Raw genomic sequence first — 22974 nt, forward strand, 5'->3', positions numbered from 1 at the left:
GCACTCTCCTCCCCTGCGAAGCTGTAGATTAATTTAGGTCAGCCTAACCTAAGAAACACGGATGGGATCGGGATCGGATTGAGCGTCGAGGTCTACCGGGACAACTGGGGCATTCCACACCTGCGGGCCGCCGATCCCGACGAACTGTCCTTCGCCCAGGGGCGGGTGACCGCGGTGGACCGCGCCTGGCAGCTGGAGGTCGAGCGGCACCGGGCACAGGGCACCACGGCCTCGTTCCTCGGCACGGGTGAGACCGGCTGGGACACCTTCGTACGGCGGGCCCGGCTCGCCGACACCGCGCGCCGCTGCTTCGACCGGCTCGACGCCGCGACGGCGCGGTGGGTCCGGGCGTACGTGGACGGGGTCAACGCGGGCCTGCCGGAAGGCGCCGCCCGGGCACCCGAGTTCGCTCGGACGGGGCTCACGCCCGGGCGCTGGGAGCCCTGGACGCCCCTCGCGGTCTGGCTCGCCACCCACATCCTCTTCGCGGGGATGCCCACCAAGCTGTGGCGGGAGGAGGTCGCGCGCCGGCTCGGCGAGGAGTGGACCGAGCTGTTCGCCACGGACGGGCCGGGAACGGCCGGCTCCAACGGCTGGGTGGTGTCCGGCGACCGCACGGCGAGCGGCGCGGCGATCGTGGCGGGCGATCCGCACCGCTTCATCGAGGCGCCCGGGGTCTATCAGCAGATCCGGCTGGCCTGCCCCGAGTTCGACGTGGTGGGCTTCGCCGTACCGGGCGTCCCGGGCCTGCCCCACTTCGGGCACGCGGGGCGGGTGGCCTGGGCGATCACCAACGCGATGGCCGACTACCAGGACCTGTACCGGGAACGGCTGCGGCGGACCGCGGACGGCGGCGTCGAGGCCCTCGGCCCGGAGGGCTGGCGAACGGCGACGGCACACGTCGAGACGGTGGAGGTCGCGGGCGCGGAGCCGGTCGAGATCGAGGTGATCGAGACGGCACGCGGGCCGGTGATCATCGGCGCGGACGGCGGGAGCGGTGCGGGCGACGGGAGCGGTGCGGACTCGGACTCCGGCGCCGGCGGCTCGGGCTCCGACACCACCGGCTCCGGCCCCGGCTCCTGGGAGGCGATCAGTCTGCGGTACCCGCCGAGGGTGACCGGCGAGCTGGGCTTCGGCGTCCTGCCCGCGCTGCTCGCCGCCCGTACCGTCGCGGACGTGGACCGCGCGGTCGACGGCTGGATCGAGCCGGTCAACGTCCTCCAGGCGGCGGACGTGGACGGCGGCCTGCTGCACCGGGTCGCCGGGTACGTCCCCGTACGCGACCGCGCCAACTCCCTCCGGGTCGTCCCGGCCTGGGAGGCCGCCCACGCCTGGCAGGACGGCGAGCAGGCCCCGACGCCCCGCGCGGACGTCGAGGGCCACGCCGTCATGGCCAACGCGCGCGGGATCGCGGCCCCTCTGGGCGCGGAGTTCGCCCCGCGGCACCGGGCGGAGCGGATCGCCGCGCTGCTCGACGGCTCGAAGACCTGGACCCCGGAGGCGATGACCTCCGTCCACACGGACACCGACAATCCCTCGGCGGCGCGCCTGCTGGAGGCGGTACGCGCCGTGGGCTCCCCCGACGCCCCCGCGTCCGGTCCGCTCTCCCCCGACGCGCTCGCCGTCCGCGCGCGGCTGCTCGACTGGGACCGGCGGATGGACGCGGAGAGCGTCGACGCCGGGCTGTACGCCGCCGTGCGCGGGGCTGTGGTGCGGCGGGTCGCCGGGCACCCGGCGTTCACGGCGCTGCGGGAGCCCGCCGCGCATCCCGCGGTGTTCCAGCCGTGGCTCGCGCTCGGGCCGCGCGTGGCCTTCGCCCTGGAGACGCTCCTCGCCGCCGGGCCCGTACCGGCCGCGGACATCGCGGAGATCGTCCGGGCGGCCCTGGAAGAGGTCGCCTCCGGGGAGGAGCCGCCCGCCTGGGGCGTGACGCACCGGCTCGCGCCGTGGCAGGCGCTGCCCGACACCGACGCCGAGGCGGCCGACGCGCAGTGGCCGGGCCTCGGAGGCGACCACGACTGCGTGCTGTCCACGTCCAGCGTGCCCGGGTTCACCGACCGCAGCGGACGCGCCTCGGCCGCACGCTACGTCTGGGACCTCGCCGACCGCGACAACAGCCTCTGGGTCGTGCCGTTCGGCGCCTCCGGCGTCGCCGGTGAGGCCCACCACCGAGACCAACTCCCCCTGTGGCTCCGGGGCGAACTCGCCCCCGTCACCACCGACTGGCACCACCTCACCAAGGAGTTCCCCCGTGACGACCACTGAGTCCGGACAGCCCGTACAGTCCAGACAGCCGGCCCACCTCCAGACCGTCGAGGGCTTCGGCACCGTCCGGATCGACCCCGTCGACCCGGACGCCGACGCCGCCCTCGTCCACGGCTGGGTCAACGAGGACCGCGCCCGGTTCTGGGGCATGGGCGGGACGACCGTCGACCAGGTGCGGGACATCTACGCGCACCTCGACTCGCTCACCACGCACCACGGCTTCCTGGTCCGCCGCGACGGCGAGCCGGTGGCGCTCTTCCAGACGTACGAGCCCGAGGCCGACCGGGTCAGCGAGTGCTACGAGGTGCAGCCCGGCGACATCGGGGTGCACATCCTGATCGCCCCGGCCGCCACCCCCGAACCCGGCTTCTCCGCCAAGCTGTTCGTCGCGCTGAACGACTTCGCCATGACCGGCCGCACGCGCGCCGTCGCCGAGCCGGACGCCGACAACGAGAAGGCGATCGCCCGGCTGGTGCGCGCCGGGTTCGAGCTGGGCCCCGAGGTCGTCCTGCCGGAGGTGGACCTCCCGGAGGTCTTCATCCCGGAGAAGAAGGCGCGGCTCGCCTTCCTGACCCGCTGACGGAGTGGGTACGGGCCCGGTGCGACCGGCACCGGGCCCCACGTACACCCCCGCCTCAGCCGATCACGCGGCCGTTCACGACGACCCGCCGAGGCGCCGCGAGCACGCGGACGTCCGCCCTCGGATCCTGCTCGTAGACGACCAGGTCCGCCGGGGCGCCCTCCTCCAGGGAGGGGCGGCCCAGCCAGGCGCGCGCGCCCCAGGCCGTCGCCGAGAGGGCCTCCAGCGGGGGGATGCCGGCCTTCACCAGTTCCTCGACCTCGGCCGCGACCAGGCCGTGGGCCAGGGAGCCGCCGGCGTCCGTGCCGACGAAGACCGGGACGCCCGCGTCGTACGCCGAGCGGACCGTGTCGTACCGGCGCTCGTACAGCCGTCGCATATGCGCCGACCAGCGCGGGAACTTCTTCTCGCCGCCTTCCGCGAGCTTCGGGAACGTGGCGATGTTGACGAGCGTCGGGACGATCGCGACGCCCCGCTCGGCGAAGAGCGGGATCGTCTCCTCGGTGAGTCCGGTGGCGTGCTCGATGCAGTCGATGCCCGCCTCCACCAGGTCCCGCAGCGAGTCCTCCGCGAAACAGTGCGCGGTGACCCGTGCCCCGAGCCGGTGGGCCTCGGCGATCGCCGCCTCGACCTCGGCGCGGGGCCAGCAGGCACCCAGATCGCCCGCGTCCCGGTCGAGCCAGTCGCCGACGAGCTTGACCCAGCCGTCGCCGCGCCGGGCCTCCTGCGCCACGTACGCGACCAGCTCCGGGGGCTCGATCTCATGGGCGTAGTTGCGGATGTAGCGGCGGGTCCTGGCGATGTGGCGGCCCGCACGGATGATCTTCGGCAGGTCCTCGCGCTCGTCGATCCAGCGCGTGTCGGAGGGCGAGCCGGCGTCCCGGATCAGGAGCGTGCCCGCGTCGCGGTCGGTGAGCGCCTGCTTCTCGCTGGTGATGTCGTCGACCGGGCCGTGCTGGTCCAGGCCGACATGGCAGTGCGCGTCGACGAGCCCCGGCAGGGCCCAGCCCTCCACGGTCAGCGCGTCGCCGGACGGCCGGGTGTACGTGATCCGCCCGTCGACGGCCCACAGCTCGTCCCGTACGTCCTCCGGGCCGACGAGCACCCGCCCCTTCACATGCAGCACCACGTGATCGCTCATATCTGCACTCTACGAGGGGCGGGCGGCCGCTCGGACGGTGGTCGTTCGCCGATCGCCGCACCGAAGCGGACACGAGGGGCGGGAGGGCCGCTCGGTACCCTGAACCGACGCTCGGCCTTCCCCGGATCCGTCCGGAGGGCCCCGGCTCCACCAGCACCGAACCGATCCGAAGAAGGCACCGCCGTGACCGTGACACACCCGCTTCTGGACCTGGCCCCGCTGACCGCCGCGCACTTCGTGTCCATCGAGCGGCGGGTCGCCGCCCTCCTCTCGACCGAGCAGGACGTGGTGATCACCCAGGGCGAGGCGCTGCTGCCCCTGGAGGGGTGCATCCGCAGCGGGGCCCGGCCCGGCTCGACGGCGCTGAACATCGTCACCGGGCCGTACGGCCAGACCTTCGGCAACTGGCTGCGCGACTGCGGCGCCACGGTCGTGGACCTCGAGGTGCCCTTCCACACGGCGGTGACTGCCGCGCAGGTGGAGCAGGCGCTGGCGGAGCACCCGGAGATCGACTTCGTGTCCCTGGTCCACGCGGAGGCGGCGACGGGCAACACCAATCCGGTCGCCGAGATCGGCGCGGTCGTACGGGCGCACGGTGCCTTGTTCTATCTGGACGCGGTGGCGTCGATCGGCGCAGAGCCGGTGCTGCCGGACGCGTGGGGCGTCGACATGTGCATCATCGGCGCACAGAAGGCGATGGGCGGTCCGGCCGGGGTCTCGGCGGTCTCCGTCAGCGAGCGCGCGTGGGAGCGTTTCGCCGCCAACCCGCAGGCGCCGCGCCGTTCGTACCTCTCCCTCCTGGACTGGAAGGAGCGCTGGATCGATGGTGGCCGCAAGGCGCTGCTGCACGCTCCGGCGCAGCTGGAGATGCTGGCTCTGGAGGCGTGCGTGGAGCGGATCGAGGCCGAGGGCCTGGACGCGCTGATGGCCCGTCACTCCGCCGCGGCCGCCGCGACCCGCGCGGGCGCCTTGGCCCTGGGCGGCGGTCTCGAGCCGTACGTCCGTGACGCGAAGGACGCGGCCCCGGTCGCGACGACGCTGCGTTCCCCTGCGGGCGTCGACGCCTCGGAGCTGGTCGCGAAGGCGCTGGCGGCCGACCCGTCGCTGCCGCTGATCGCCGGCGGCGGGGCGCTGGCGAAGGAGATGATCCGGGTCAACCACTACGGCGTGGACGCGACGCCGGGCGCGGTCCAGTCCTCAGTGGCGGCGCTGGGCGCCGCCCTCGGCGAGACGGGCCGCCCGGTGGACCTGGAGGCCGCCCGCCGCGCGGTCACGGAGGCGTGGGGCACCCACTAGGACCCCGGGCCCCGGAGGGCCTGGGCGGTACGCGGAAGGCGGGCGGGGCCTACGGGCCCCGCCCGCTTTCGTATGCCCGCACCACCGCCCACACCATCAGCCCGCGAGGACCGCATTCCCGCGAATGCCACGGAAATACCGATACGAATTCCAGGGGAAGATTCTTCAAGCGAATTCCCGTATACCTTCCGCAGTTCTTCTGCCCGGATTCCCCGACCTCAAACGCCAAGATCTCATCAACATTCCTCCCACATTCCGGTCCTGTGATCGACTCCACATCGCGCCCGTTTTGCTCAGAAATATACGGGCAAAACGGCCGCAATTCGCGCCCGCGCGGATAACACACCCGGCAGCACCCGCACACCCCACTCGCACATGCAATCCACGAAATTGCTCGGTAAATTCCCTCGCTATGACCGCAGCACAAGCAGCCATGACCCTGTCTCTGGAAAGCCCACGCGTGGAGGACGGAGCGGCGATGTGGCGCATCGCCCGCGATTCCGAGGTCCTGGACCTGAACTCCCCGTACAGCTATCTGCTGTGGTGCCGTGACTTCGCCGCCACCTCGCTGGTCGCGCGCGCCGCCGACGGCGAGCCGGTCGCCTTCGTCACCGGATATCTGCGCCCGGACCGCCCGGGCACCCTCGTCGTCTGGCAGATCGCCGTCGACGCGGAGCACCGCGGCCGGGGCCTGGCCGGCGTGCTGCTCGACGCGCTCGCCTCGCGGGTCGCCCCCACCGCCGTCGAGACGACCGTCACCCCCGACAACACGGCCTCCGGCCGGCTCTTCACCGCCTTCGCCGTACGGCACGGGCTCCCCCTGGAGCGCGAGGTCCTCTTCGACGGGGGCCTGTTCCCCGACACGTCCGACGGTGCCGGCCATCTGCCCGAAGTACTGCACCGCATCGGCCCCTTCCCCCACACCGGAGCTTCGCTGTGACCATCACCCCGCCCGCCCTCAGTGTTTTCGAGACCCTGGAGTCGGAGGTGCGCAGCTACTGCCGCGGCTGGCCCACCGTCTTCGACCGCGCGCAGGGCGCGCGACTCACCGACGAGGACGGCCACACGTACCTGGACTTCTTCGCAGGCGCCGGCTCGCTCAACTACGGCCACAACAACCCCGTACTGAAACGGGCCCTGATCGACTATCTGGAACACGACGGGATCACCCACGGTCTCGACATGGCGACCACCGCCAAACGGACCTTCCTGGAGTCCTTCGAGGAAGTCGTGCTGCGACCGCGCTCGCTGCCGTACAAGGTGATGTTCCCGGGGCCGACCGGCACCAACGCCGTGGAGGCCGCGCTGAAACTGGCCCGGAAGGTCAAGGGCCGCGAGTCGGTCGTGTCCTTCACCAACGCGTTCCACGGAATGTCGCTGGGTTCGCTCGCCGTCACCGGTAACGCCTTCAAGCGGGCCGGTGCGGGCATTCCGCTGGTGCACGGCACTCCGATGCCGTTCGACCAGTACCTCGACGGTCAGCTGCCCGACTTCCTCTGGTTCGAGCGGCTGCTCGACGACCAGGGCTCCGGGTTGAACAAGCCCGCCGCCGTGATCGTGGAGACGGTGCAGGGCGAGGGCGGCATCAACGTGGCCCGGCCCGAGTGGCTGCGGGCGCTCGCCGACCTGTGCCGGCGGCAGGACATGCTGCTGATCGTCGACGACATCCAGATGGGCTGCGGCCGCACGGGCGCCTTCTTCTCCTTCGAGGAAGCCGGCATCACCCCGGACATCGTCACGCTGTCGAAGTCGATCAGCGGTTACGGGCTGCCCATGTCGCTGTGCCTGTTCCGGCCGGAGCTGGACGTGTGGGAGCCGGGCGAGCACAACGGCACCTTCCGCGGCAACAACCCGGCCTTCGTCACGGCGGCCGCCGCCCTCGACACGTACTGGGCCGACGGCCAGATGGAGAAGCAGACCCTCGCGCGGGGCGAACAGGTCGAGCAGGCGCTCCTCGCCCTCTGCGAGGAGAACTCCGCCGACGGCGCGCACTACCGCGGCCGAGGCCTGGTGTGGGGTCTGGAGTTCGCCGACCGGGCGCGGGCGTCGAAGGTCTGCGCGCGCGCCTTCGAGCTGGGGCTGCTGCTCGAGACCTCGGGCCCGGAGAGCCAGGTCGTGAAGCTCCTCCCGCCGCTGACCATCTCCCCCGAGGAGCTGGACGAGGGGCTGCGCACGCTGTCCCGAGCGGTCCGCGAGACCGTCTGAACCACCCGTACCACCCCTAGACGTAAGGGAGTTGCACCACCGTGATCGTCCGATCGTTCAAGGACATCGAGAACACCGAACGCCATGTGCGGGCCGCGTCCGGCACCTGGGAGAGCAAGCGGATCGTCCTCGCCAAGGAGCGCGTCGGTTTCTCGCTCCACGAGACCGTGCTGTACGCGGGCACCGAGACGTCCATGTGGTACGCGAACCACATCGAGGCCGTCCTGTGTGTCGAGGGCGAGGCCGAGCTGACGAACGACGAGACCGGCGAGGCGCACTGGATCGAGCCGGGCACGATGTATCTGCTCGACGGCCACGAGCGGCACACCCTGCGCCCCAAGACCGACTTCCGTTGTGTCTGCGTCTTCAACCCGCCGGTCACCGGCCGGGAGGACCACGACGAGAACGGGGTCTACCCCCTGCTGACGGAGGAGGGCTGAACCATGACCGACGTGCTGACGGGCACCGACCTGTACCCGACCCGCGGCGCCACCGAGGTGCTGACTCCCCGCCGTGACCCGGTGGTGTGGAGCGACGCGCCGGGCCTGGAGACCTTCGACCGCGACGGCTTCCTCGCCCAGCCCGATCTGCTGACCGACGACGAGGTCGCCGTGTACAAGCGGGAGCTGGACCGGCTGATCGCCGATCCGGCCGTACGGGCCGACCCGCGCGCGATCGTCGAGCCGAAGTCGGCCTCCGTACGGTCGGTCTTCGAGGTCCACCGGATCAGCGAGGTCTTCGCCCGGCTCGTGCGCGACGAGCGGGTGGTCGGCCGGGCCCGCGAGATCCTGGGGTCGGACGTGTACGTCCACCAGTCGCGGATCAATGTGAAGCCGGGCTTCGGCGCGTCCGGTTTCTACTGGCACTCGGACTTCGAGACCTGGCACGCGGAGGACGGGCTGCCGCGGATGCGGGCGGTGTCGGTGTCGATCGCGCTGACCGAGAACCACGACACCAACGGCGGCCTGATGATCATGCCGGGCTCGCACCGGACGTTCCTCGGCTGCGAGGGAGCCACCCCGAAGGACAACTACAAGCGCTCGCTTCAGATGCAGGACGCGGGCACCCCGTCGGACGAGGCGCTGACCTCGCTCGCGGACGCGCACGGCATCCGGCTCTTCACGGGCCGGGCCGGTTCGGCGACCTGGTTCGACTGCAACGCCATGCACGGTTCGGGCGACAACATCACGCCGTTCCCGCGCAGCAACGTCTTCATCGTCTTCAACAGCGTGGAGAACGCGGCGGTGGAGCCGTTCGCGGCGCCGGTGCGGCGGCCGGAGTTCGTCGGGGCGCGGGACTTCACACCGGTGCGGTGAACGCGGACGGGCTCAACGGTGCGGAGTGAGGACTGAGGGGTGCGGGGGCCCTGGCGGGCCCCCGCGGGTCCCTCACAGCGCCGGGTAGTCGGTGTAGCCGCGGTGGTCGCCGCCGAAGAAGGAGGCGCGGTCCGGAGTGTTGTACGGGCCGTCGTTCCTCAGCCGGGCCGGCAGGTCGGGGTTGGCGATGAAGAGCTGACCGTACGCGACCATGTCCGCGGTCCCGTCCTCGATCAGGGCCAGCGACTCGGCCCCTGTCGGGCCCTCGGTCGCCGGGTTGAGGACGAACGTGCCGGAGAACCGCTTGCGCAGGGTGAGCGTCAGCTCGCGGATGTCCGGGCCGGCCTCGGTGACGTGCAGATAGGCGATGCCGAGCGGATCGATCGCCTCGACCAGCGCGGTGTACGTCTCCTCCGACCCGGTCTCCGTGATGTCGTTGTAGGGGTTGGCCGGGGAGATCCGCAGGCCGGTGCGCTCGGGGCCGATCTCGGCGGCGACGGCCTCGACCACCTCGACGGCGAACCTGATCCGGTTCTCCACGGAGCCGCCCCACTCGTCGGTGCGGTGGTTGGAGCCGGTGGCGAGGAACTGGTGGACGAGGTAGCCGTTGGCCCCGTGGATCTCGACGCCGTCGAAGCCGGCGGCGACGGCGTTGCGCGCGGCGGACGCGAAATCGGCGACGGTGGCGCGCACCTGCTCGGCGGTCAGCTCGCGCGGGGTGACGAAGTCCTTGAAGCCGTCGAGCGTGTAGAGCTGTCCGTCGGGGCGGACGGCGGACGGGCCGACGGGGTGGAGTTCGCCGTCGAGGAGATCGGGGTGGCCGATCCGGCCGGAGTGCATGAGCTGGGCGAAGATCGTGCCGCCGCGGGCGTGGACGGCGTCGGTGACCTCGCGCCAGGCGGCCGTCTGCTCGGCGCTGTGCAGGCCGGGGGTGTTCGGGTAGCCCTGGCCGACGGCGGAGGGCTGCGTGCCTTCGGTGATGATCAGCCCCGCGGAGGCGCGCTGGGCGTAGTACTCGGCCACCAGTGCGGTCGGGGTCCGGCCCTCGTTGTGGGCGCGGCTGCGGGTCATCGGGGCCATCGCGATGCGGTTGGCGAGCCGAGCGCCGGCAAGGTCGATGGGATCGAAAGCGGTGGTCATGGCGGCCTCCGAGGCGTTTATGTGGTCGGCCAAGTATTTGGCCTGACGCCACTGTAACGCATTACTTGGCCGACCAAGGTAATCTGGGAAGCCTCCCCGCAGAAGCCCGCCGCAAGGAGCCAGCGATGCCCGAGTCCCCGTCCGCGCCGCCGTCGGACCCCGTCTGTAGCGGCCCGCTGCCGACCGCCGCACAGGGCGGACCGGTGAGCCACGCCCTCGCCCGGGTGGCCCGGCTGCACCGCATCGCCGCGGGCCGGCTGCTCAAGGAGGTCGGGCTCTTCCCGGGCCAGGAGTTCCTGATGATGTGCCTGTGGGACCGCGGGCCGGTCCGGCAGTCCGAGCTGATCAAGGCGATGGGACTCGACGCCTCGACGGTCACCAAGATGCTCCAGCGCCTGGAGCAGAGCGGGCATGTGCGGCGCAGCCCGGACCCCACCGACCGGCGCGCGGTGCTCGTCGCGGCCGCGGACGAGGGCGGCGCGCTGCGGTCGGGGGTCGCGGACGTCTGGACCGGCCTGGAGGAGTACGCCCTGGCCGGCCTCACCCCGGCCGAACGCGCCGACCTCGCCCGGCTCCTGAGCAAGGTCGAGGGAAACCTGTGCGCGGAGGCGGGCGTCGCCGAGCTGGGCGACTGCTCGGAGCCGAAGGCGGGACGCGGGGCGTAGGGGTGTCCGGGGCGTCCGGGGCGTCCGGGGCGTCCGGGGTGTCCGGGTGCCGGGGGCGTCCGCGGCGTCCGCGTGTCCGGCCCATCCGTGTGTCCGGCCCATCCGTGTGTCCGGGGTACCCGGGGTGCCCGGCCCATCCGCGTGTCCGGGGTCCCCGGGGCGTCCGGGGTGCCCGGCTAGCCGCCCATGCTCGGCCGGACGCCCCCTGGTCGCGGCGCGCCGGCCGTCAACCGGCCAGGACGTCCAGGGCGCGGTCCACGTCCGTCGCGCTGTTGTAGAGGTGGAAGGACGCCCGCAGGAAGCCCACGCGGGCGGACATCAGGACGCCGGCCGCCCGGAGCGCGGACTGGCGGTCGCCGAGGCCCGGCATGCCGACGACACCGGAGACGTCCGGAACGGGCTCGTGCCCCAGTTCCACGAGACCCGCCCGGAAGCGGGCCGCGAGCGCCTTGTTGTGGGCCTCGATCCGCTCGATGCCGATCTCTTCGAGCAGGGCGAGCGAGCGAGCGGCCCCGTGGTACGAGAGGAAGGCCGGCGGCTCGTCGAACCGTCGTGCCGACCGGGCCAGTTCGCGCACCGGTCCGTAGCTGTTGACCCACAGCTCCTCGCCCGTCACCCATCCCGCGTGGATCGGGACCAGGGTGTCCTGCGCCTCCTCGGTGACGGTGAGGAAGGACGCCCCGCGCGGGCAGAGCAGGAACTTGTAGCCGCCGGCCACCGTGTAGTCCCACTCCCCCGCCCGCAGCGGCAGCCAGCCCGCCGACTGCGTGGCGTCGACGAGCGTACGGGCGCCGTGCGCGGCCGCCGCGGCCCGTACCGCCGTGAAGTCGGCCGTCCGGCCGTCCGCGGACTGCACGGCGGAGAAGGCGACGAGATGGGTCTCGGGGCCGATGGACTCGGCGAGCCGCTCCAGCGGGACGAAGCGGGTCTTGAGGTCGCCGCGGACCACGAACGGCGTGATGACGGAGCTGAAGTCGCCCTCGGGGAAGAGGATCTCCGCCCCCGCCGGCATCGACTGGGCGATCATTCCGATGTGGACGGAGACCGAGCTGCCGACGGCCACCCGGTCCGGATGGACGGACATGAGCCGGGCGTACGTGGCGCGGGCCTCCGCGACGATTTCGAAGTCACCGGCGCCCGCCGGCCTCCCGTCCGCGGTCTCCTCGGCGAGCAGGGTGATCGCCTCGATGGTGCGGCGCGGCAGCAGCGCGCAGACGGAGGTGTTCAGATACGTCTGCTTCGGCGCGAACTCGGCTCCGCCGAGGGGTTCGATGGCATCCATGGCCCCAGCCTGGGGTCCCTCCGACCCGCCGTCAATTGCCTTTGATCATGGGGAGAAGCCAAGCCCCGCTTATGTGCGCAGGTCAGAAGCCTGTCGTGGCGCGGAGTCGGTGCACACGCCGCCGAAGACGACCGGAGGCCGACCGCATTCCCGTGCCCCCGGGAACGACTCTGCCCCGGACGGTCCGCGTCCGGGGCCGGGCTCCGAGGGAGGGCGGGGTCGGTCAGACCTCGCAGGTGCCGTCGGCGTCGCACGCGGCGGCGTCGCCACCGATCGGCTGCAGCGCCCTGCCCTGCCACGCCTGTTCCAGGGCCTGGGTGAAGACCTCGGCGGGCTGCCCGCCGGAGATGCCGTAGCGGCGGTCGAGGACGAAGAACGGCACGCCGTTCGCGCCGAGTTCGGCCGCCTCGCGCTCGTCCGCCCGTACCGCGTCCGCGTACGCGCTCTCGTCGGCGAGCACGGACCGGACCTCGGCCTCGTCCAGACCGGCCTCGACTCCGAGCCGTACGAGGGTCTCGGTGTCGAAGACGGAGCGCTCCTCGGCGAAGTTGGCGCGGTAGGCGAGGTCGAGCAGCTCGTTCTGCCGGCCGCGCTCCTTGGCGAGGTGGAGCAGGCGGTGGATGTCGAAGGTGTTGCCGTGGTCGCGGCCCTCGGTGCGGTACTCGAGCCCCTCGGAGTGCGCGTTGGAGGCGACATGGGCCTCCATGGCGCGGGCCTCGTCCAGGGTGCGGCCGTACTTCTTCGCCAGCATGTCGATCACCGGCGCGGTGTCACCCTTGGGCCGGTTCGGGTCGAGCTCGAAGGAGCGGTGCACCACCTCGATGTCGTCACGGTGGGCGAAGTCCGCGAGCCCCTTCTCGAAGCGGGCCTTGCCGATGTAGCACCACGGGCAGGCGATGTCGCTCCAGATCTCGACGCGCATGTTCTTGCTTCTCTCCGGGGTCGGGGGATGTTCCGTGGCGGGAACACCGCCGGGCGCCGGAATCATTCCGTCGCGGGGCCCACTGTGAGGCGGAGCACGAGGTGGTTGCCGGAGCGCGGGGCGTCGGCGTCCGGGGTCCAGCCGTGGGCGGCGTAGAAGGCCTGGGCCCGCTCGTTCCGCTCGAAGACCTCGAGCCGGGCGGTCTCGACCCCTGTGGACCGCCAGATCTCCAGGCAGGCGCGGTGGAGCGCGGTGCCGACCCCGGCGCGCCACCGCGTGGGCAGGACGTGGAGCTGGGTCAGTGTCATGACCCCGTCGACCCGGCCGTAGGCGGCGACGCCCACCATCCGGCCGTCACGTTCGGCACAGAGCACGGTGCCGCGCTCCACGGCCCGGCTCCAGCCCTCCCGGGAGCGGGCGAGCTCCTCCGGACCCTCGAACTCGATGTCGGGAATGTGGCCGCGGTAGTAGGTGGACCGGGCCTCCAGGTGCAGGGCGGCGATGGCGTCGAGGTCGTCGCGGGTCGCAGTTCTGATCATGACAATGGGGACGCGAGGGGCCGCACGGCGGTTGCCGCGGGGAGGCCGCCGGGGCCGACCGAAGCCGCTCCCGCTGGTCAGCGCCCGTCCCTTGGACGTTCCGCCGAGCGGAGCCGGCGCGCCTTGGTCGGTACGGCGCCTTGCGGACGGGTGGGCGGGAGCACTGGACTGCCAAGGTCGACACGGCGGCGTCGCCGGTAACAGGTCGCCGGTACAGAAGGAAGCGCATGACACCCCTGCCCGACGGCCGCACAGCCTGGCCCGAGGAGTTCGTCGATCGCTACTGGATGGCCGGGCACTGGCGTGGCAACACGCTGGACAACCTGCTGCGCGGCTGGGCTGCGCAGTACGGGCCGCGGACCGCGCTCGTGCACGGCGCCACCCGCGTCACCTACGGGCAGCTCAACCGGCGCGTCGACCGCATGGCCGCCGGTTTCCGGCTGCTCGACCTCCGGCCCGGGCAACGGGCCGTCGTGCAGCTCCCCAACGTTTCCGAGTTCGTCGTCACCGTGTTCGCGCTGATGCGCGCCGGGGTCGCCCCCGTGCTCTGCCCGGTCCGGTACCGCGCGGCCGAGGTGTCCCACCTCGTGCGGGTCACCGAGGCCGTCGGCTATGTCGGCCCGTCGACGTACGAGGGCTTCGACCACACGGCGATGGCCGTCGGCATCGCGGCCCAGGGACCCTTCCTGCGCAGGGTGTTCACGTACGAGGAGCCTGGTGCCGAGTCCCCGTACGGCGGCTTCACGACCGACCCGTCGGGCTGCCACTACTTCCCACTGGGCTCCGTCGACGCCCCGCCGGCACCGACGCACGCCCCGAGCGCCGACCAGGTGGCCTTCTTCCTGCTCTCCGGAGGACCCGACGGGACGCCCCGGCTCGTTCCACGCACCCACAACGACTACGCCTACCAGGCGCGGGCCGCCGCCGAGCTGGTGTCGCTCACCGAGGACGACGTGTATCTGGCCGCCCTGCCCACCGGGTCCGCCTTCGCCTTCGGCTGCCCCGGTGTCGTCGGCACCCTCTCCGCCGGCGGGACCGTCGTCCTGGCCGACGACCCGGACCCCGCCGTCTGCCTTCCGCTCGTCGAACGGGAGCGGGTCACCCTCACCTCGGTGGAGCCCGCCGTCGCCCGACGCTGGCTCGACGCGCTTCCCGCCGCTGGGGCCGACGTGCGCAGTCTGCGTCTTCTCCAGGTCGGCGGCGCCCCCCTGCCGCGGGCGGACGCCGACCGCGTGGGCCCCGAACTGGGCTGCCGTCTGCAGCAGGTCTTCACCCTGGCCGAGGGGCCGCTCACCCTCACCCGGCCCACCGATCCGGACGAGTCGGTACTCACCACACAGGGCCGCCCGCTCTCGCCCGACGACGAGATCCGCCTGGTCGACGCCGCGGGAGAGGACGTGCCCGACGGGGAGCCGGGCGAGCTCCTCGCCCGCGGCCCGTCCGTCCCGCGCGGCTACTTCCGTGCCCCCGACGACGACGCGCGCTCCTTCACCCGCGACGGCTGGTTCCGCACCGGAACCCTCGCGCGACGCACCCCGGACGGCGACCTGGTGGTGACCGGCGGGCTCCGGGAGGGCGCGGGCGGGAACGCCGCCTAGGACCCGCGAGCCGCATGCGAGCTACGGGCCTCTGCGGTACCGCCCCGGGGCCACCCCGTACTCCCGCTTGAACGCCTTGGCGAAGGCGAACTCCGAGGTGTAGCCAGCACGTTGGGCGACCGCACGGAGCGGGGTGTCGTCGGTGCGGAGCAGTCGTCCCGCCGTCGTCATGCGCCACCACGTCAGATACGCCAGCGGCGGCCGCCCCACCAGCGTGGTGAAGCGGCGCGCGAAGGCCGCGCGGGAGAGGCCGCCCTCGGCTCCGAGTTCCTCCACCGTCCACGCCCGGGCCGGGTCGGCGTGGATCGCACGGAGGGCGGCGGTCACGGCCGGGTCGCTCAGGGCGGCGGACCAGCCGGAGGTGCGGTCGGGGCGTTCGGTGAGCCACCAGGTGCGCAGCATCAGGACGAGCAGGGTGTCGAGCAGGGCGGGCACGAGCGCGTCGGATCCGGGCTGCGGGTCGGCGAGTTCGGCGCCGAGCAGGTCGACCGCGGCGCGCAGCCGGGGATGGGCGCCGGCCCGGGCGGGGATGTGCACGTACGGCGGCAGCTCGGTGAAGAGGGGGTGGGCCCTGGCCCTGCTCACCTGGTACGCGCCGCACAGCAGCAGGGTCTCGTCCGCCCGGGCGGGTGCCCGGTCGGGCGGGGTGGGCCAGGAGCCGTCGGGGGCCTGCACGGCGTCGACGAGCGGGGCGTCGGGCCGCCCGGCGAGCCCGTGGCCGGTGCCGTGGGCGAGCAGGACCACGTCACCGGGGCGGAGTTCGACGGGTCCGCCGTCGCCCGGCGGCATGAGCCAGGCCGTGCCCTGGACCACCACATGGAAGCCGGCGCCCTTGCTCGGCGGGAAACGGAAGCCCCAGGAGCCGGAGTTGACGGTACGGGAGGAGTGCGGGCGCCCGGTGCGCATGGCGGCGACGGCATCGCTCAGTACGTCCATGACCGCACCGTACCGCGAGACGGACGGACATGGTGGGGAGGTCCTGGGACATGGAACGTCTCGCCGCGCCTGCCTACGGTCGAGGACATGACGACCGACATCACGACTGGCGACATCCCGACCGACACGACGACCCGGCAGATGACACGCGCGGTTCTCTTCCACGAGCTCGGAGGACCCGAGGTGCTGACCGTGGAGGAGATTCCGCTCCCCGCGCCCGGCCCCGGCGAGGTGCTCCTCCGCGTCGAGGCGATCGGCCTCAACCGCGCCGAAGCCCTGTTCCGCGCGGGCACGTACTACTACCCGGCGACGCTCCCCGGCTCCCGGCTCGGCTACGAGGCGGCGGGGGTGGTCGAGGCGGTCGGCGCGAACGTCACGGCGTACGCCGTCGGCGATCCCGTCATGGCGGCCGCCAACTTCGACTTCGGGGTGCACGGGGTGTACGCGGAGCGGGTGGTGCTGCCCGAGGAGTACCTGGTGCGCAGGCCCGAGGGCGTGGACGCGGTGACCGCGGCCGCCTCGTGGCTGACGTACTCGACCGCGTACGGCGGCATGGTGGAGGCGGGCGGGCTGCGTCCGGGTGACCCGGTGGTGATCACGGGGGCGTCCAGCGGGGTGGGGACGGCCGCGATCCAGGTGGCGCTGCGGATCGGCGCGGTACCGATCGCCACGACGCGGGGCGAGGGGAAGCGGCAGAGACTGCTGGACCTGGGCGCGGCGCGGGTGATCACGACCGAGAGCGAGTCCGTGGTGGAGGAGGTGCGGCGGTTCACCGGGGGCCGGGGCGCGCGGCTGGTCTTCGACGCCATCGGCGGGCCGGGGTTCGCGGAGCTCGGGAACGCCCTGGAGCCGGGCGGCACGGCGGTGCTGTACGGCTGGCTCGATCCCCGGCCGGCCGCGATGCCGCTGAACTGGCCGCTCACCGTGCGGGGTTACGCCAACGGTGCGGTGGTGCGCGACGAGGAGGGGCGGTGCCGGATCGCCGGGTTCATCGGCTCCGGTCTGCGCGACGGCTCCCTGGCGCCGGTGATCGCCCGGACCTTCGAGGGACTGGAACGGATCACCGACGCCCATCGGCTGATGGAGTCGGACACGCACATCGGGAAGATCGTCGTGCGCGTCTGACCGTGCCGGGCCGGGTCAGCGGCGCGGCAGGCCGAGCGGGTTGTCGTCGCGTAGCTCCGGCGGAAGCAGGTGCTGGGGCGTCGACTGGTAGGCCACCGGGCGCAGCCAGCGTTCGATCGCGGTCGCCCCGACCGAGGTGGAGGTGGAGGTGGTGGCCGGGTAGGGCCCGCCGTGGTGCTGGGCGCCCGCCACCGCCACACCCGTCGGCCAGCCGTTGACGAGCACGCGGCCGGCCAGCGGGGTCAGTTCGGCGAGCAGAGGGGCGGCCTCCGGGTCCTCCTCGGCCATCTGGAGCGTGGCCGTGAGGTTGCCGGGGAGAAGGCCGAGGACCGCGGTGATCTCCTCCCGCGTGGTGTAGCGGGCGACCAGGGTCACGGGGCCGAAGTACTCGTTCAGGATCGCCCGGTGCTCGCCCTTGAGCAGGATCTCGGCGTCGAAGGTCAGGAAGCCCGCGTTGACGGTGTGCGGCCCACCGGGGCCGGGGTGTACGGGCGCGGTGACACCGGAGATCTGGGCGAGCTCGCGGGTTCCGGTGAGGAAGTGGTCCCGCATCCGGTGGTCGAGCATCACCCCGGGCTCGGACTCACTGAGGGCGTCCGTGAGGGCGGACACGAAGCGGTCGCCCGCCTCGCCCGTGGGCGCCAGGACGAAGCCGGGCTTGGTGCAGAACTGCCCCTGGCCCATGGTCACGGAGGCCGCGAGTCCGGCCCCGATCTCGGCGGCCCGCTCCTCCGCGGCGGCCTCGGTGATCACGACCGGGTTGATCGAGCCGAGTTCGCCGTGGAAGGGGATGGGGACGGGACGGGCCGCCGCCGCGTCGAACAGCGCCCGGCCACCCCGTACGGAACCGGTGAAGCCGGCCGCCGCGACCAGCGGGTGGCGCACCAGCTCGACGCCCGCATCGAAGCCGTGGACCAGCACGACCACGTCCTCGGGGAGCCCGACCTTGACCGCGGCCCGGCGCAGGATCGAGGCGCAGAGCTCGGAGGTGGCGGGGTGGTCGGGGTGGGCCTTGATCACGACGGGGCAGCCGGCCGCGAGGGCGCTGGCGGTGTCGCCGCCGGGTACGGAGAAGGCGAGCGGGAAGTTGGAGGCCGCGTAGACGGCGACCACCCCGAGCGGGATCTTCCAGCGGCGCAGGTCGGGTCGGGGCGGGGTCGTCGTCGGGTCGGGCAGGTCGATCCGTACGTCGAGGAAGGAGCCCTCGTCGACGACGTCGGCGAAGGACCGCAACTGGCCCGTGGTGCGGGCGAGTTCGCCGGTGAGGCGGACCGGGCCGAGTGCGGTCTCGGCGTCGGCGGCCTCGATGACGTTCGGGCCGGCCTCGTCGAGAAGGTCCGCGGCGGTACGGAGCAGTGCGGCCCGCGCCGTACGGTCGGCGAGGGCTTCGCGGGTGGCCGCCGCGGCGCGGACCGCCCGGTCGATCTCCTCCGCCGTGGCCTCCACCGCAACCTGTTCACGCGGCTTCCCCGTCCGGGGGTCCACACTCCACACTGGTTGAGCTGCCACCGCAACGCCCCTCGCTCGCACCCCGTTCGCTATTCTGAACAGAGTTCCTGTAGATGAATCAGGACTCTATTGACGGGCGTGCCGTCTCCACAAGAGGCACCAACAAGAGGGGCGAGGGCAATGTCGACAGCCGACACGGGTGGGGCCCAGGTCAAGTCCGCGGTGCGTACGGTGGAACTGCTGGAGTACTTCGCCGGGCGTCCCGGGATGCACTCGCTCGCCGCCGTCCAGGAGGCGGTCGGCTATCCCAAGTCCAGTCTGTACATGCTGCTGCGCACGCTGGTCGAGCTGGGCTGGGTGGAGACGGACGCGACGGGCACGCGGTACGGGATCGGCGTACGGGCCCTGCTGGTCGGCACCTCGTACATCGACGGCGACGAGGTCGTGGCCGCCGCCCGGCCCACCCTGGACCGGCTCTCCGACGACACCACCGAGACCATCCACCTGGCGCGGCTCGACGGCACCAACGTGGTCTATCTGGCCACCCGTCAGTCCCAGCACTATCTGCGGCCGTTCACCCGGGTCGGGCGCCGGCTGCCCGCCCACTCGACCTCGCTCGGCAAGGCGCTGCTCGCCACCCACAGCGACGAACAGGTCCGCAAGCTGCTCCCGGAGACGCTCCCGGCGCTGACCGAGCACACGATCACCGACCGCGAGAAGCTCATCGAGGAGCTGCATCTGATCCGCGAGCAGGGGTACGCGGTGGACCGCGAGGAGAACACCCTCGGGCTGCGCTGCTTCGGCATCGCGATCCCGTACCGGACCCCGGCGCGGGACGCGATCAGCTGCTCGGTCCCGGTCGCCCGGCTGACCCCCGGACACGAGCAGATGATCAAGGACGCGCTCTTCGACGCGCGCGACCGGCTGACGCTGGCGACCCGCCGCCTCTGATCAGGACCGCGCGGCGAGCGCCTGCTGCCACACCGGGCTGTCGACATAGTGGTTGTCGTACTTCTCGGAGGACTCCTTGATCTCCTCGAAGCTCGCCTCGCCGCGCATCACGCGCCCGAGCAGCCGCAGATAGTCGAAGCGGGCCATGCCCGGCGTGAAGACGAACAGGACGTCGGCCTCGGCGCCCGGTGCCGCGGCGAAGGCGTGCGGGGTGCGCGGCGGCACGAGCAGGAAGTCGCCCTGCTCCAGGACGGTCAACTCCTCGCCGAGCAGCACCTGGAGCGAGCCGCCGAGCACGAAGAACATCTCCGACGCCCTGGTGTGGAAGTGCGCCGGGGCTCCGACGGCACCCTTCGCGAAGGTCGAGCGGTAGCTGGTGAGCTGCCCGCCGGTGGTGTCGGAGTCGGCCAGGAGGGTCATCACGCTGCTCGGGTCGGCCGTGGTCTCGGCGGTGGCGGCGCGGGTGAGGAGCGGGGCGAAGGGCTGCGTCGTGTTCATGAAGATCACTCTATGGACTCCAGTGACCGGTCAAGGGGTGCATTCCTCCTCGAAAAACATGGGTCAATTCGAGCCTGAGGGCCGTCTCCCCCGCGCGGCGGAGGCGGTTCGTCGGCAGGAAGGAGGTGGCGGGACGGGCCCGCGCGGGAGCGTGAAGCCATGACACGGACCTCCGCCCTCCCCGCTCACGCGCCGGCCTCCCGACCGGGCGTCGCCCGCCGGATCCTGCGCGCCCTCGCCGTCGTGGCCTGCCTCCCGTACATCTCGCTCAAGATCGCCTGGGTCGCGGGCAGCGAGATCGGCATCCCGGCCGGCAGTGTGCTCCTGGAGCACCGGACGCTGCTGATCGTCGCCAACTCGGTCTCCGTGGTGATGGACTCCGTGGTGGTCGTCCTCGCCCTGCTGCTCACCCAGCCGTGGGGCCTGCGGGTGCGGGCCTGGCTGCTCGCCCTCCCGCTGTGGGCCGCGACCGGGCTGCTGGCCCCGATCATGGTCGGCTTCCCCGCGCAGATCGTGGTCTCCCTGCTCACCGGCCCGCAGCAGACCGGGTCCCGCGAGCCGTTCCTCGACGAATGGGTCTTCGGGGTCGTCTACGGCGGCTTCATCGTCCAGGGACTCGCGCTCGGCACGCTCTTCGTCCTCTACACACGGGACCGCTGGTCGCACGTCTGGCGCGGTGTCCTGGGCGAGCTGCCCGAACGGCTCTTCGGCACCGGCACGCGCGCCACGGCCGTCGTGGCCTCACTGCTCGCCCTGGCACCCGCCGCCGTCCATCTGATGTGGGGGCTCGGCTCGACCCGGGGTCTCTCGTCGGCGCAGATCGCCCGCCGCACCGGCGACTTCTACGTTTTGGAGTGGATGCGGGCCCTGTTCATCGCCGTCGCCGTCATCAGCGTGCTGCTGCTGGTCCTCCGGTGGGCCCGGTCGCTGTCGGTCCGTACGACCCTTGGCGTGGCCTGGGTCGGCTCGGGCGGAGTGGGGTGCTGGGGCGCGTACATGACCCTGGTGACGCTCATGCCGGACACCGATCCGGCCGATCCGTTCACCGGCCTTGCGCAGCTGACCTACGCTGGGGAAATGATCACCGGGTTCCTGCTGGCCGGCTGCCTGGCCGTCTTCCTGCGGCAGCGGAGTGCGAGCGCGTGAGGCGTCCGTTCGCGCTGCTCCTGGGGCAGCGGGCCAGGTTCCGCTGGGTCCATCTGATCCTGGGCGGCGCCGTGTTCATGCCGTACTGGCTGGTCGGTACCGTGGTCATGGGATGGCTCGTCGGCGGCGAGTCGATGTTCGCGGCGAGCCTGAGCGTGCAGTTCGGGGCGTACGCGATCGGTCTGCCGCTCGCCGCGGTCACCTCGCTCTTCCCGCTGACCCGGCCGATGTCGGTGGCGGGGGCGCGGGCGCTGTGCGGGATCCGGGCGGACCGGCTCGCGGACGGTCCGGCCCGCGGCCGGAGCGCGAAGGCGCGGACGACGGGCTGGTTCACGCTCCATCTGGGTGTCGGCGCGCTGATCAGCGGGGCGACGCTGGCGCTGCCGCCGTTCGCGGTCACGGTGATGGCGCTGCCGTTCTCGGCGTCGCTGCGGGAGTCGGAGCTGACCTCGCTCTGGGGCATGGACCGGCCGTGGGCACAGTGGTTCGGGCTCCCGGCAGGTCTCGCGATGCTCCTCGCGCTCGCCGCCGTAGTGGCGGCCGCCGGGGAGCTCCTGGCCCGGCAGGCGCCGAGGCTGCTCGGGCCGAGCCCGGCGGACCGGCTTGCGGCGGCCGAGCGGCGCGCGGCCGAGCTGGCCGTGCGCAACCGGCTCGCCCGGGAACTGCACGACTCGGTCGGCCATGCCCTGAGCGCGGTGACGCTCCAGGCGAGCGCGGCCCGGCGGGTGCTGGACAGCGATCCGGAGTTCGTGCGCGAGGCCCTCGCGGCGATCGAGGAGACGACCCGGCGCACGGTCGGCGAGCTGGATTCCGTCCTCGGGCTGCTGCGTCAGGGCGAGGACGACGGGGAGCTGCCGGGGCTGCCGCTCGACGCGCTGGACTCGCTCGTGAAGGGCGCGGGGCCACGGGTGGAGCTGTCGGTGACCGGGGAGCTCGACCGGGTGCCGGAGGCCGTGTCGAGGGAGGCGTACCGGATCGTCCAGGAGGGGCTGACGAACGCGGCCAGGCACGCGGGCGGCGGGCGCGTGACCGCGCGGCTCGCCCTGCACGACGACGAGTTGGAGATCACGATGGAGAACCCCCTGCCCGCCCGCGCGCCGGTGGCCCGCCCCGACGGCGGCCGCGGCCTCCTCGGCATCGCGGAGCGCGCCCGCCTTCTGGGCGGTACGTCGGAGGCCGGCCCGGTGGACGGCGCGTGGCACCTCGCGGTGCGCCTGCCGCTGGGAGGTGGCCGGTGATCAGTGTCGTGCTGGCGGACGACGAGCGGATGGTGCGGACCGCGCTGCGGGTGATCCTCGACGCGGAGCCCGACCTGGAGGTGGTGGGCGAGGCGTCGACGGGCGCCGAGGCGGTGTCGGTGGTGCGTGAGCGGCGGCCGGACGTGGTGCTGATGGACGTGCGGATGCCGGAGATCGACGGGATACGGGCGACCGAGCAGATCCTGGCGGGGATGGCGGAGCCACCGCGGATCGTGGTGGTGACGACCTTCGAGAACGATGCGTACGTGTACGACGCGCTGCGGGTGGGCGCGGCCGGGTTCCTGCTGAAGCGGGCGGCGGCCGAGGAGCTGGTGGACGCGGTCCGGCTGGTCGCGCGCAGCGACTCCCTGCTCTACCCGGCGGCGGTCCGAGGCCTCGCCGCCGAACACGCCCGCCGCCGTCCCCCGGCGGCGCCGCCCTGGGTGGCCCGGCTGACCGAGCGCGAGGCGGAGGTGCTGCGCCTGGTGGTGAAGGGCCTCACGAACGCGGAGATCGCCGGCCGGATGGGCGTGGGCCCGGCGACGGTGAAGACCCACGTGGCGGCGGTCCTGGCGAAGACGGGCGCCCGGGACCGCACCCAGGCGGTGATCCTGGCGTACGAGTCGGGATTCATCAGCCCCGGGTGACGACGGACCCCGGCCCGGTCGGCGGGGGTGCGACG

At 72.7% G+C, this 22974-nt stretch carries 22 protein-coding genes; 14 read left to right on the forward strand and 8 right to left on the reverse strand.

The genetic code is table 11. The features are described 5' to 3' along the window. Window positions 1-78: 78 nt before the first annotated feature. Complete coding sequence (locus tag ACZ561_RS28005; RefSeq protein WP_470999944.1) at window positions 79-2265, forward strand: penicillin acylase family protein; 2187 nt, start codon at window positions 79-81, stop codon at window positions 2263-2265. Beyond that, entirely contained in the window at window positions 2252-2845 is a 594-nt protein-coding gene (locus ACZ561_RS28010; RefSeq protein WP_470999946.1) for a GNAT family N-acetyltransferase, read from the forward strand. The genes ACZ561_RS28005 and ACZ561_RS28010 overlap by 14 nt, the downstream gene beginning before the upstream one ends. A gap of 55 nt (window positions 2846-2900) precedes the next feature. Here ACZ561_RS28010 and ACZ561_RS28015 read toward each other — a convergent pair whose 3' ends face one another. After that, a complete protein-coding gene (locus ACZ561_RS28015) occupies window positions 2901-3986 on the reverse strand; it encodes an amidohydrolase family protein (protein WP_470999948.1) in 1086 nt (361 codons plus the stop codon). A 189-nt stretch (window positions 3987-4175) separates the two neighbouring features. Here ACZ561_RS28015 and ACZ561_RS28020 point away from each other — a divergent pair, with 189 nt between their 5' ends. The 5 genes from ACZ561_RS28020 to thpD all read left to right on the forward strand — a co-directional run bounded on the left by ACZ561_RS28020 (window position 4176) and on the right by thpD (window position 8803). Next, on the forward strand, window positions 4176-5282 hold the full coding sequence (locus ACZ561_RS28020; protein WP_471000385.1) for a pyridoxal-phosphate-dependent aminotransferase family protein: 1107 nt from the start codon (window positions 4176-4178) through the stop codon (window positions 5280-5282). A gap of 412 nt (window positions 5283-5694) precedes the next feature. Further along, on the forward strand, window positions 5695-6222 hold the full coding sequence (gene ectA, locus ACZ561_RS28025; protein WP_470999950.1) for a diaminobutyrate acetyltransferase: 528 nt from the start codon (window positions 5695-5697) through the stop codon (window positions 6220-6222). Further along, entirely contained in the window at window positions 6219-7487 is a 1269-nt protein-coding gene (gene ectB, locus ACZ561_RS28030; protein WP_470999952.1) for a diaminobutyrate--2-oxoglutarate transaminase, read from the forward strand. The genes ectA and ectB overlap by 4 nt, the downstream gene beginning before the upstream one ends. Window positions 7488-7528: 41 nt before the next feature. Next, window positions 7529-7927 (forward strand): ectoine synthase, encoded by a 399-nt coding sequence (locus tag ACZ561_RS28035; RefSeq protein ID WP_376438572.1) that lies wholly within the window; start codon window positions 7529-7531, stop codon window positions 7925-7927. Between the two features lie 3 nt (window positions 7928-7930). After that, window positions 7931-8803, forward strand: a complete 873-nt coding sequence (gene thpD / locus ACZ561_RS28040) for an ectoine hydroxylase (RefSeq protein ID WP_470999954.1) — start codon at window positions 7931-7933, stop codon at window positions 8801-8803. 72 nt (window positions 8804-8875) lie between these two features. Here thpD and ACZ561_RS28045 read toward each other — a convergent pair whose 3' ends face one another. Beyond that, window positions 8876-9943: an alkene reductase gene (locus ACZ561_RS28045; protein WP_470999956.1), complete on the reverse strand. Its 1068-nt coding sequence runs from the start codon at window positions 9941-9943 to the stop codon at window positions 8876-8878. Between the two features lie 125 nt (window positions 9944-10068). Between ACZ561_RS28045 and ACZ561_RS28050 the strand changes: the two genes are divergently transcribed. Then, window positions 10069-10608, forward strand: coding sequence for a MarR family winged helix-turn-helix transcriptional regulator (locus ACZ561_RS28050; RefSeq protein WP_470999958.1), 540 nt, complete (start codon window positions 10069-10071; stop codon window positions 10606-10608). Between the two features lie 226 nt (window positions 10609-10834). On the opposite strand, the gene ACZ561_RS28055 is transcribed toward ACZ561_RS28050, so the two are convergent. The 3 genes from ACZ561_RS28055 to ACZ561_RS28065 form a co-directional block, all read right to left on the reverse strand. Continuing rightward, complete coding sequence (locus ACZ561_RS28055) at window positions 10835-11890, reverse strand: aminotransferase class V-fold PLP-dependent enzyme (protein WP_470999960.1); 1056 nt, start codon at window positions 11888-11890, stop codon at window positions 10835-10837. Window positions 11891-12113: 223 nt separating this feature from the next. Next, window positions 12114-12812, reverse strand: a complete 699-nt coding sequence (locus ACZ561_RS28060; protein ID WP_470999962.1) for a DsbA family oxidoreductase — start codon at window positions 12810-12812, stop codon at window positions 12114-12116. 62 nt (window positions 12813-12874) lie between these two features. Continuing rightward, a complete protein-coding gene (locus tag ACZ561_RS28065; protein WP_470999964.1) occupies window positions 12875-13351 on the reverse strand; it encodes a GNAT family N-acetyltransferase in 477 nt (158 codons plus the stop codon). A gap of 227 nt (window positions 13352-13578) precedes the next feature. Between ACZ561_RS28065 and ACZ561_RS28070 the strand changes: the two genes are divergently transcribed. After that, window positions 13579-14949 carry a (2,3-dihydroxybenzoyl)adenylate synthase gene (locus ACZ561_RS28070; protein WP_470999966.1) on the forward strand — a complete coding sequence of 457 codons (1371 nt, stop codon included), beginning with the start codon at window positions 13579-13581 and terminating at the stop codon, window positions 14947-14949. A gap of 21 nt (window positions 14950-14970) precedes the next feature. Here the strand turns inward: ACZ561_RS28070 and ACZ561_RS28075 are convergent, their stop codons facing one another. Beyond that, entirely contained in the window at window positions 14971-15885 is a 915-nt protein-coding gene (locus ACZ561_RS28075) for an AraC family transcriptional regulator (protein WP_470999968.1), read from the reverse strand. 87 nt (window positions 15886-15972) lie between these two features. On the opposite strand from ACZ561_RS28075, the gene ACZ561_RS28080 reads away from it, so the two are divergent. Continuing rightward, the gene (locus ACZ561_RS28080) at window positions 15973-17010 is read left to right on the forward strand and encodes a zinc-dependent alcohol dehydrogenase family protein (protein WP_470999970.1); all 1038 of its coding nucleotides are present in this window, start codon (window positions 15973-15975) and stop codon (window positions 17008-17010) included. A 15-nt stretch (window positions 17011-17025) separates the two neighbouring features. On the opposite strand, the gene ACZ561_RS28085 is transcribed toward ACZ561_RS28080, so the two are convergent. Further along, window positions 17026-18519 (reverse strand): aldehyde dehydrogenase (NADP(+)), encoded by a 1494-nt coding sequence (locus tag ACZ561_RS28085; RefSeq protein WP_470999972.1) that lies wholly within the window; start codon window positions 18517-18519, stop codon window positions 17026-17028. A 120-nt stretch (window positions 18520-18639) separates the two neighbouring features. Between ACZ561_RS28085 and ACZ561_RS28090 the strand changes: the two genes are divergently transcribed. After that, entirely contained in the window at window positions 18640-19410 is a 771-nt protein-coding gene (locus tag ACZ561_RS28090; protein WP_329122037.1) for an IclR family transcriptional regulator, read from the forward strand. Here ACZ561_RS28090 and ACZ561_RS28095 read toward each other — a convergent pair whose 3' ends face one another. Continuing rightward, window positions 19411-19908, reverse strand: a complete 498-nt coding sequence (locus ACZ561_RS28095) for a cupin domain-containing protein (protein WP_470999974.1) — start codon at window positions 19906-19908, stop codon at window positions 19411-19413. It lies immediately after the preceding gene. 159 nt (window positions 19909-20067) lie between these two features. Here ACZ561_RS28095 and ACZ561_RS28100 point away from each other — a divergent pair, with 159 nt between their 5' ends. From ACZ561_RS28100 to ACZ561_RS28110, 3 genes are read left to right on the forward strand one after another with little or no spacing between them, the layout of a single operon-like run. Further along, window positions 20068-21054 carry a hypothetical protein gene (locus ACZ561_RS28100; RefSeq protein ID WP_470999976.1) on the forward strand — a complete coding sequence of 329 codons (987 nt, stop codon included), beginning with the start codon at window positions 20068-20070 and terminating at the stop codon, window positions 21052-21054. After that, entirely contained in the window at window positions 21051-22292 is a 1242-nt protein-coding gene (locus ACZ561_RS28105; protein WP_470999978.1) for a sensor histidine kinase, read from the forward strand. Before ACZ561_RS28100 ends, ACZ561_RS28105 begins: the two co-directional genes overlap by 4 nt. A gap of 29 nt (window positions 22293-22321) precedes the next feature. Further along, on the forward strand, window positions 22322-22939 hold the full coding sequence (locus ACZ561_RS28110) for a response regulator (RefSeq protein ID WP_471000388.1): 618 nt from the start codon (window positions 22322-22324) through the stop codon (window positions 22937-22939). Window positions 22940-22974: the final 35 nt, after the last annotated feature.

It is taken from the genome of Streptomyces sp. NPDC039609 (assembly GCF_055596705.1).

Excerpts from the sequence above, each read along its gene's own strand:
- ACZ561_RS28015 (WP_470999948.1), bottom strand. The coding sequence starts at position 3,986 with ATGAGCGATCACGTGGTGCTGCATGTGAAGGGGCGGGTGCTCGTCGGC.
- ectA (WP_470999950.1), top strand. The coding sequence starts at position 5,695 with ATGACCGCAGCACAAGCAGCCATGACCCTGTCTCTGGAAAGCCCACGC.
- thpD (WP_470999954.1), top strand. The coding sequence starts at position 7,931 with ATGACCGACGTGCTGACGGGCACCGACCTGTACCCGACCCGCGGCGCC.
- ACZ561_RS28045 (WP_470999956.1), bottom strand. The coding sequence starts at position 9,943 with ATGACCACCGCTTTCGATCCCATCGACCTTGCCGGCGCTCGGCTCGCC.
- ACZ561_RS28050 (WP_470999958.1), top strand. The coding sequence starts at position 10,069 with ATGCCCGAGTCCCCGTCCGCGCCGCCGTCGGACCCCGTCTGTAGCGGC.
- ACZ561_RS28055 (WP_470999960.1), bottom strand. The coding sequence starts at position 11,890 with ATGGATGCCATCGAACCCCTCGGCGGAGCCGAGTTCGCGCCGAAGCAG.
- ACZ561_RS28060 (WP_470999962.1), bottom strand. The coding sequence starts at position 12,812 with ATGCGCGTCGAGATCTGGAGCGACATCGCCTGCCCGTGGTGCTACATC.
- ACZ561_RS28065 (WP_470999964.1), bottom strand. The coding sequence starts at position 13,351 with ATGATCAGAACTGCGACCCGCGACGACCTCGACGCCATCGCCGCCCTG.
- ACZ561_RS28070 (WP_470999966.1), top strand. The coding sequence starts at position 13,579 with ATGACACCCCTGCCCGACGGCCGCACAGCCTGGCCCGAGGAGTTCGTC.
- ACZ561_RS28075 (WP_470999968.1), bottom strand. The coding sequence starts at position 15,885 with ATGGACGTACTGAGCGATGCCGTCGCCGCCATGCGCACCGGGCGCCCG.
- ACZ561_RS28080 (WP_470999970.1), top strand. The coding sequence starts at position 15,973 with ATGACGACCGACATCACGACTGGCGACATCCCGACCGACACGACGACC.
- ACZ561_RS28090 (WP_329122037.1), top strand. The coding sequence starts at position 18,640 with ATGTCGACAGCCGACACGGGTGGGGCCCAGGTCAAGTCCGCGGTGCGT.
- ACZ561_RS28095 (WP_470999974.1), bottom strand. The coding sequence starts at position 19,908 with ATGAACACGACGCAGCCCTTCGCCCCGCTCCTCACCCGCGCCGCCACC.
- ACZ561_RS28100 (WP_470999976.1), top strand. The coding sequence starts at position 20,068 with ATGACACGGACCTCCGCCCTCCCCGCTCACGCGCCGGCCTCCCGACCG.
- ACZ561_RS28110 (WP_471000388.1), top strand. The coding sequence starts at position 22,322 with ATGGTGCGGACCGCGCTGCGGGTGATCCTCGACGCGGAGCCCGACCTG.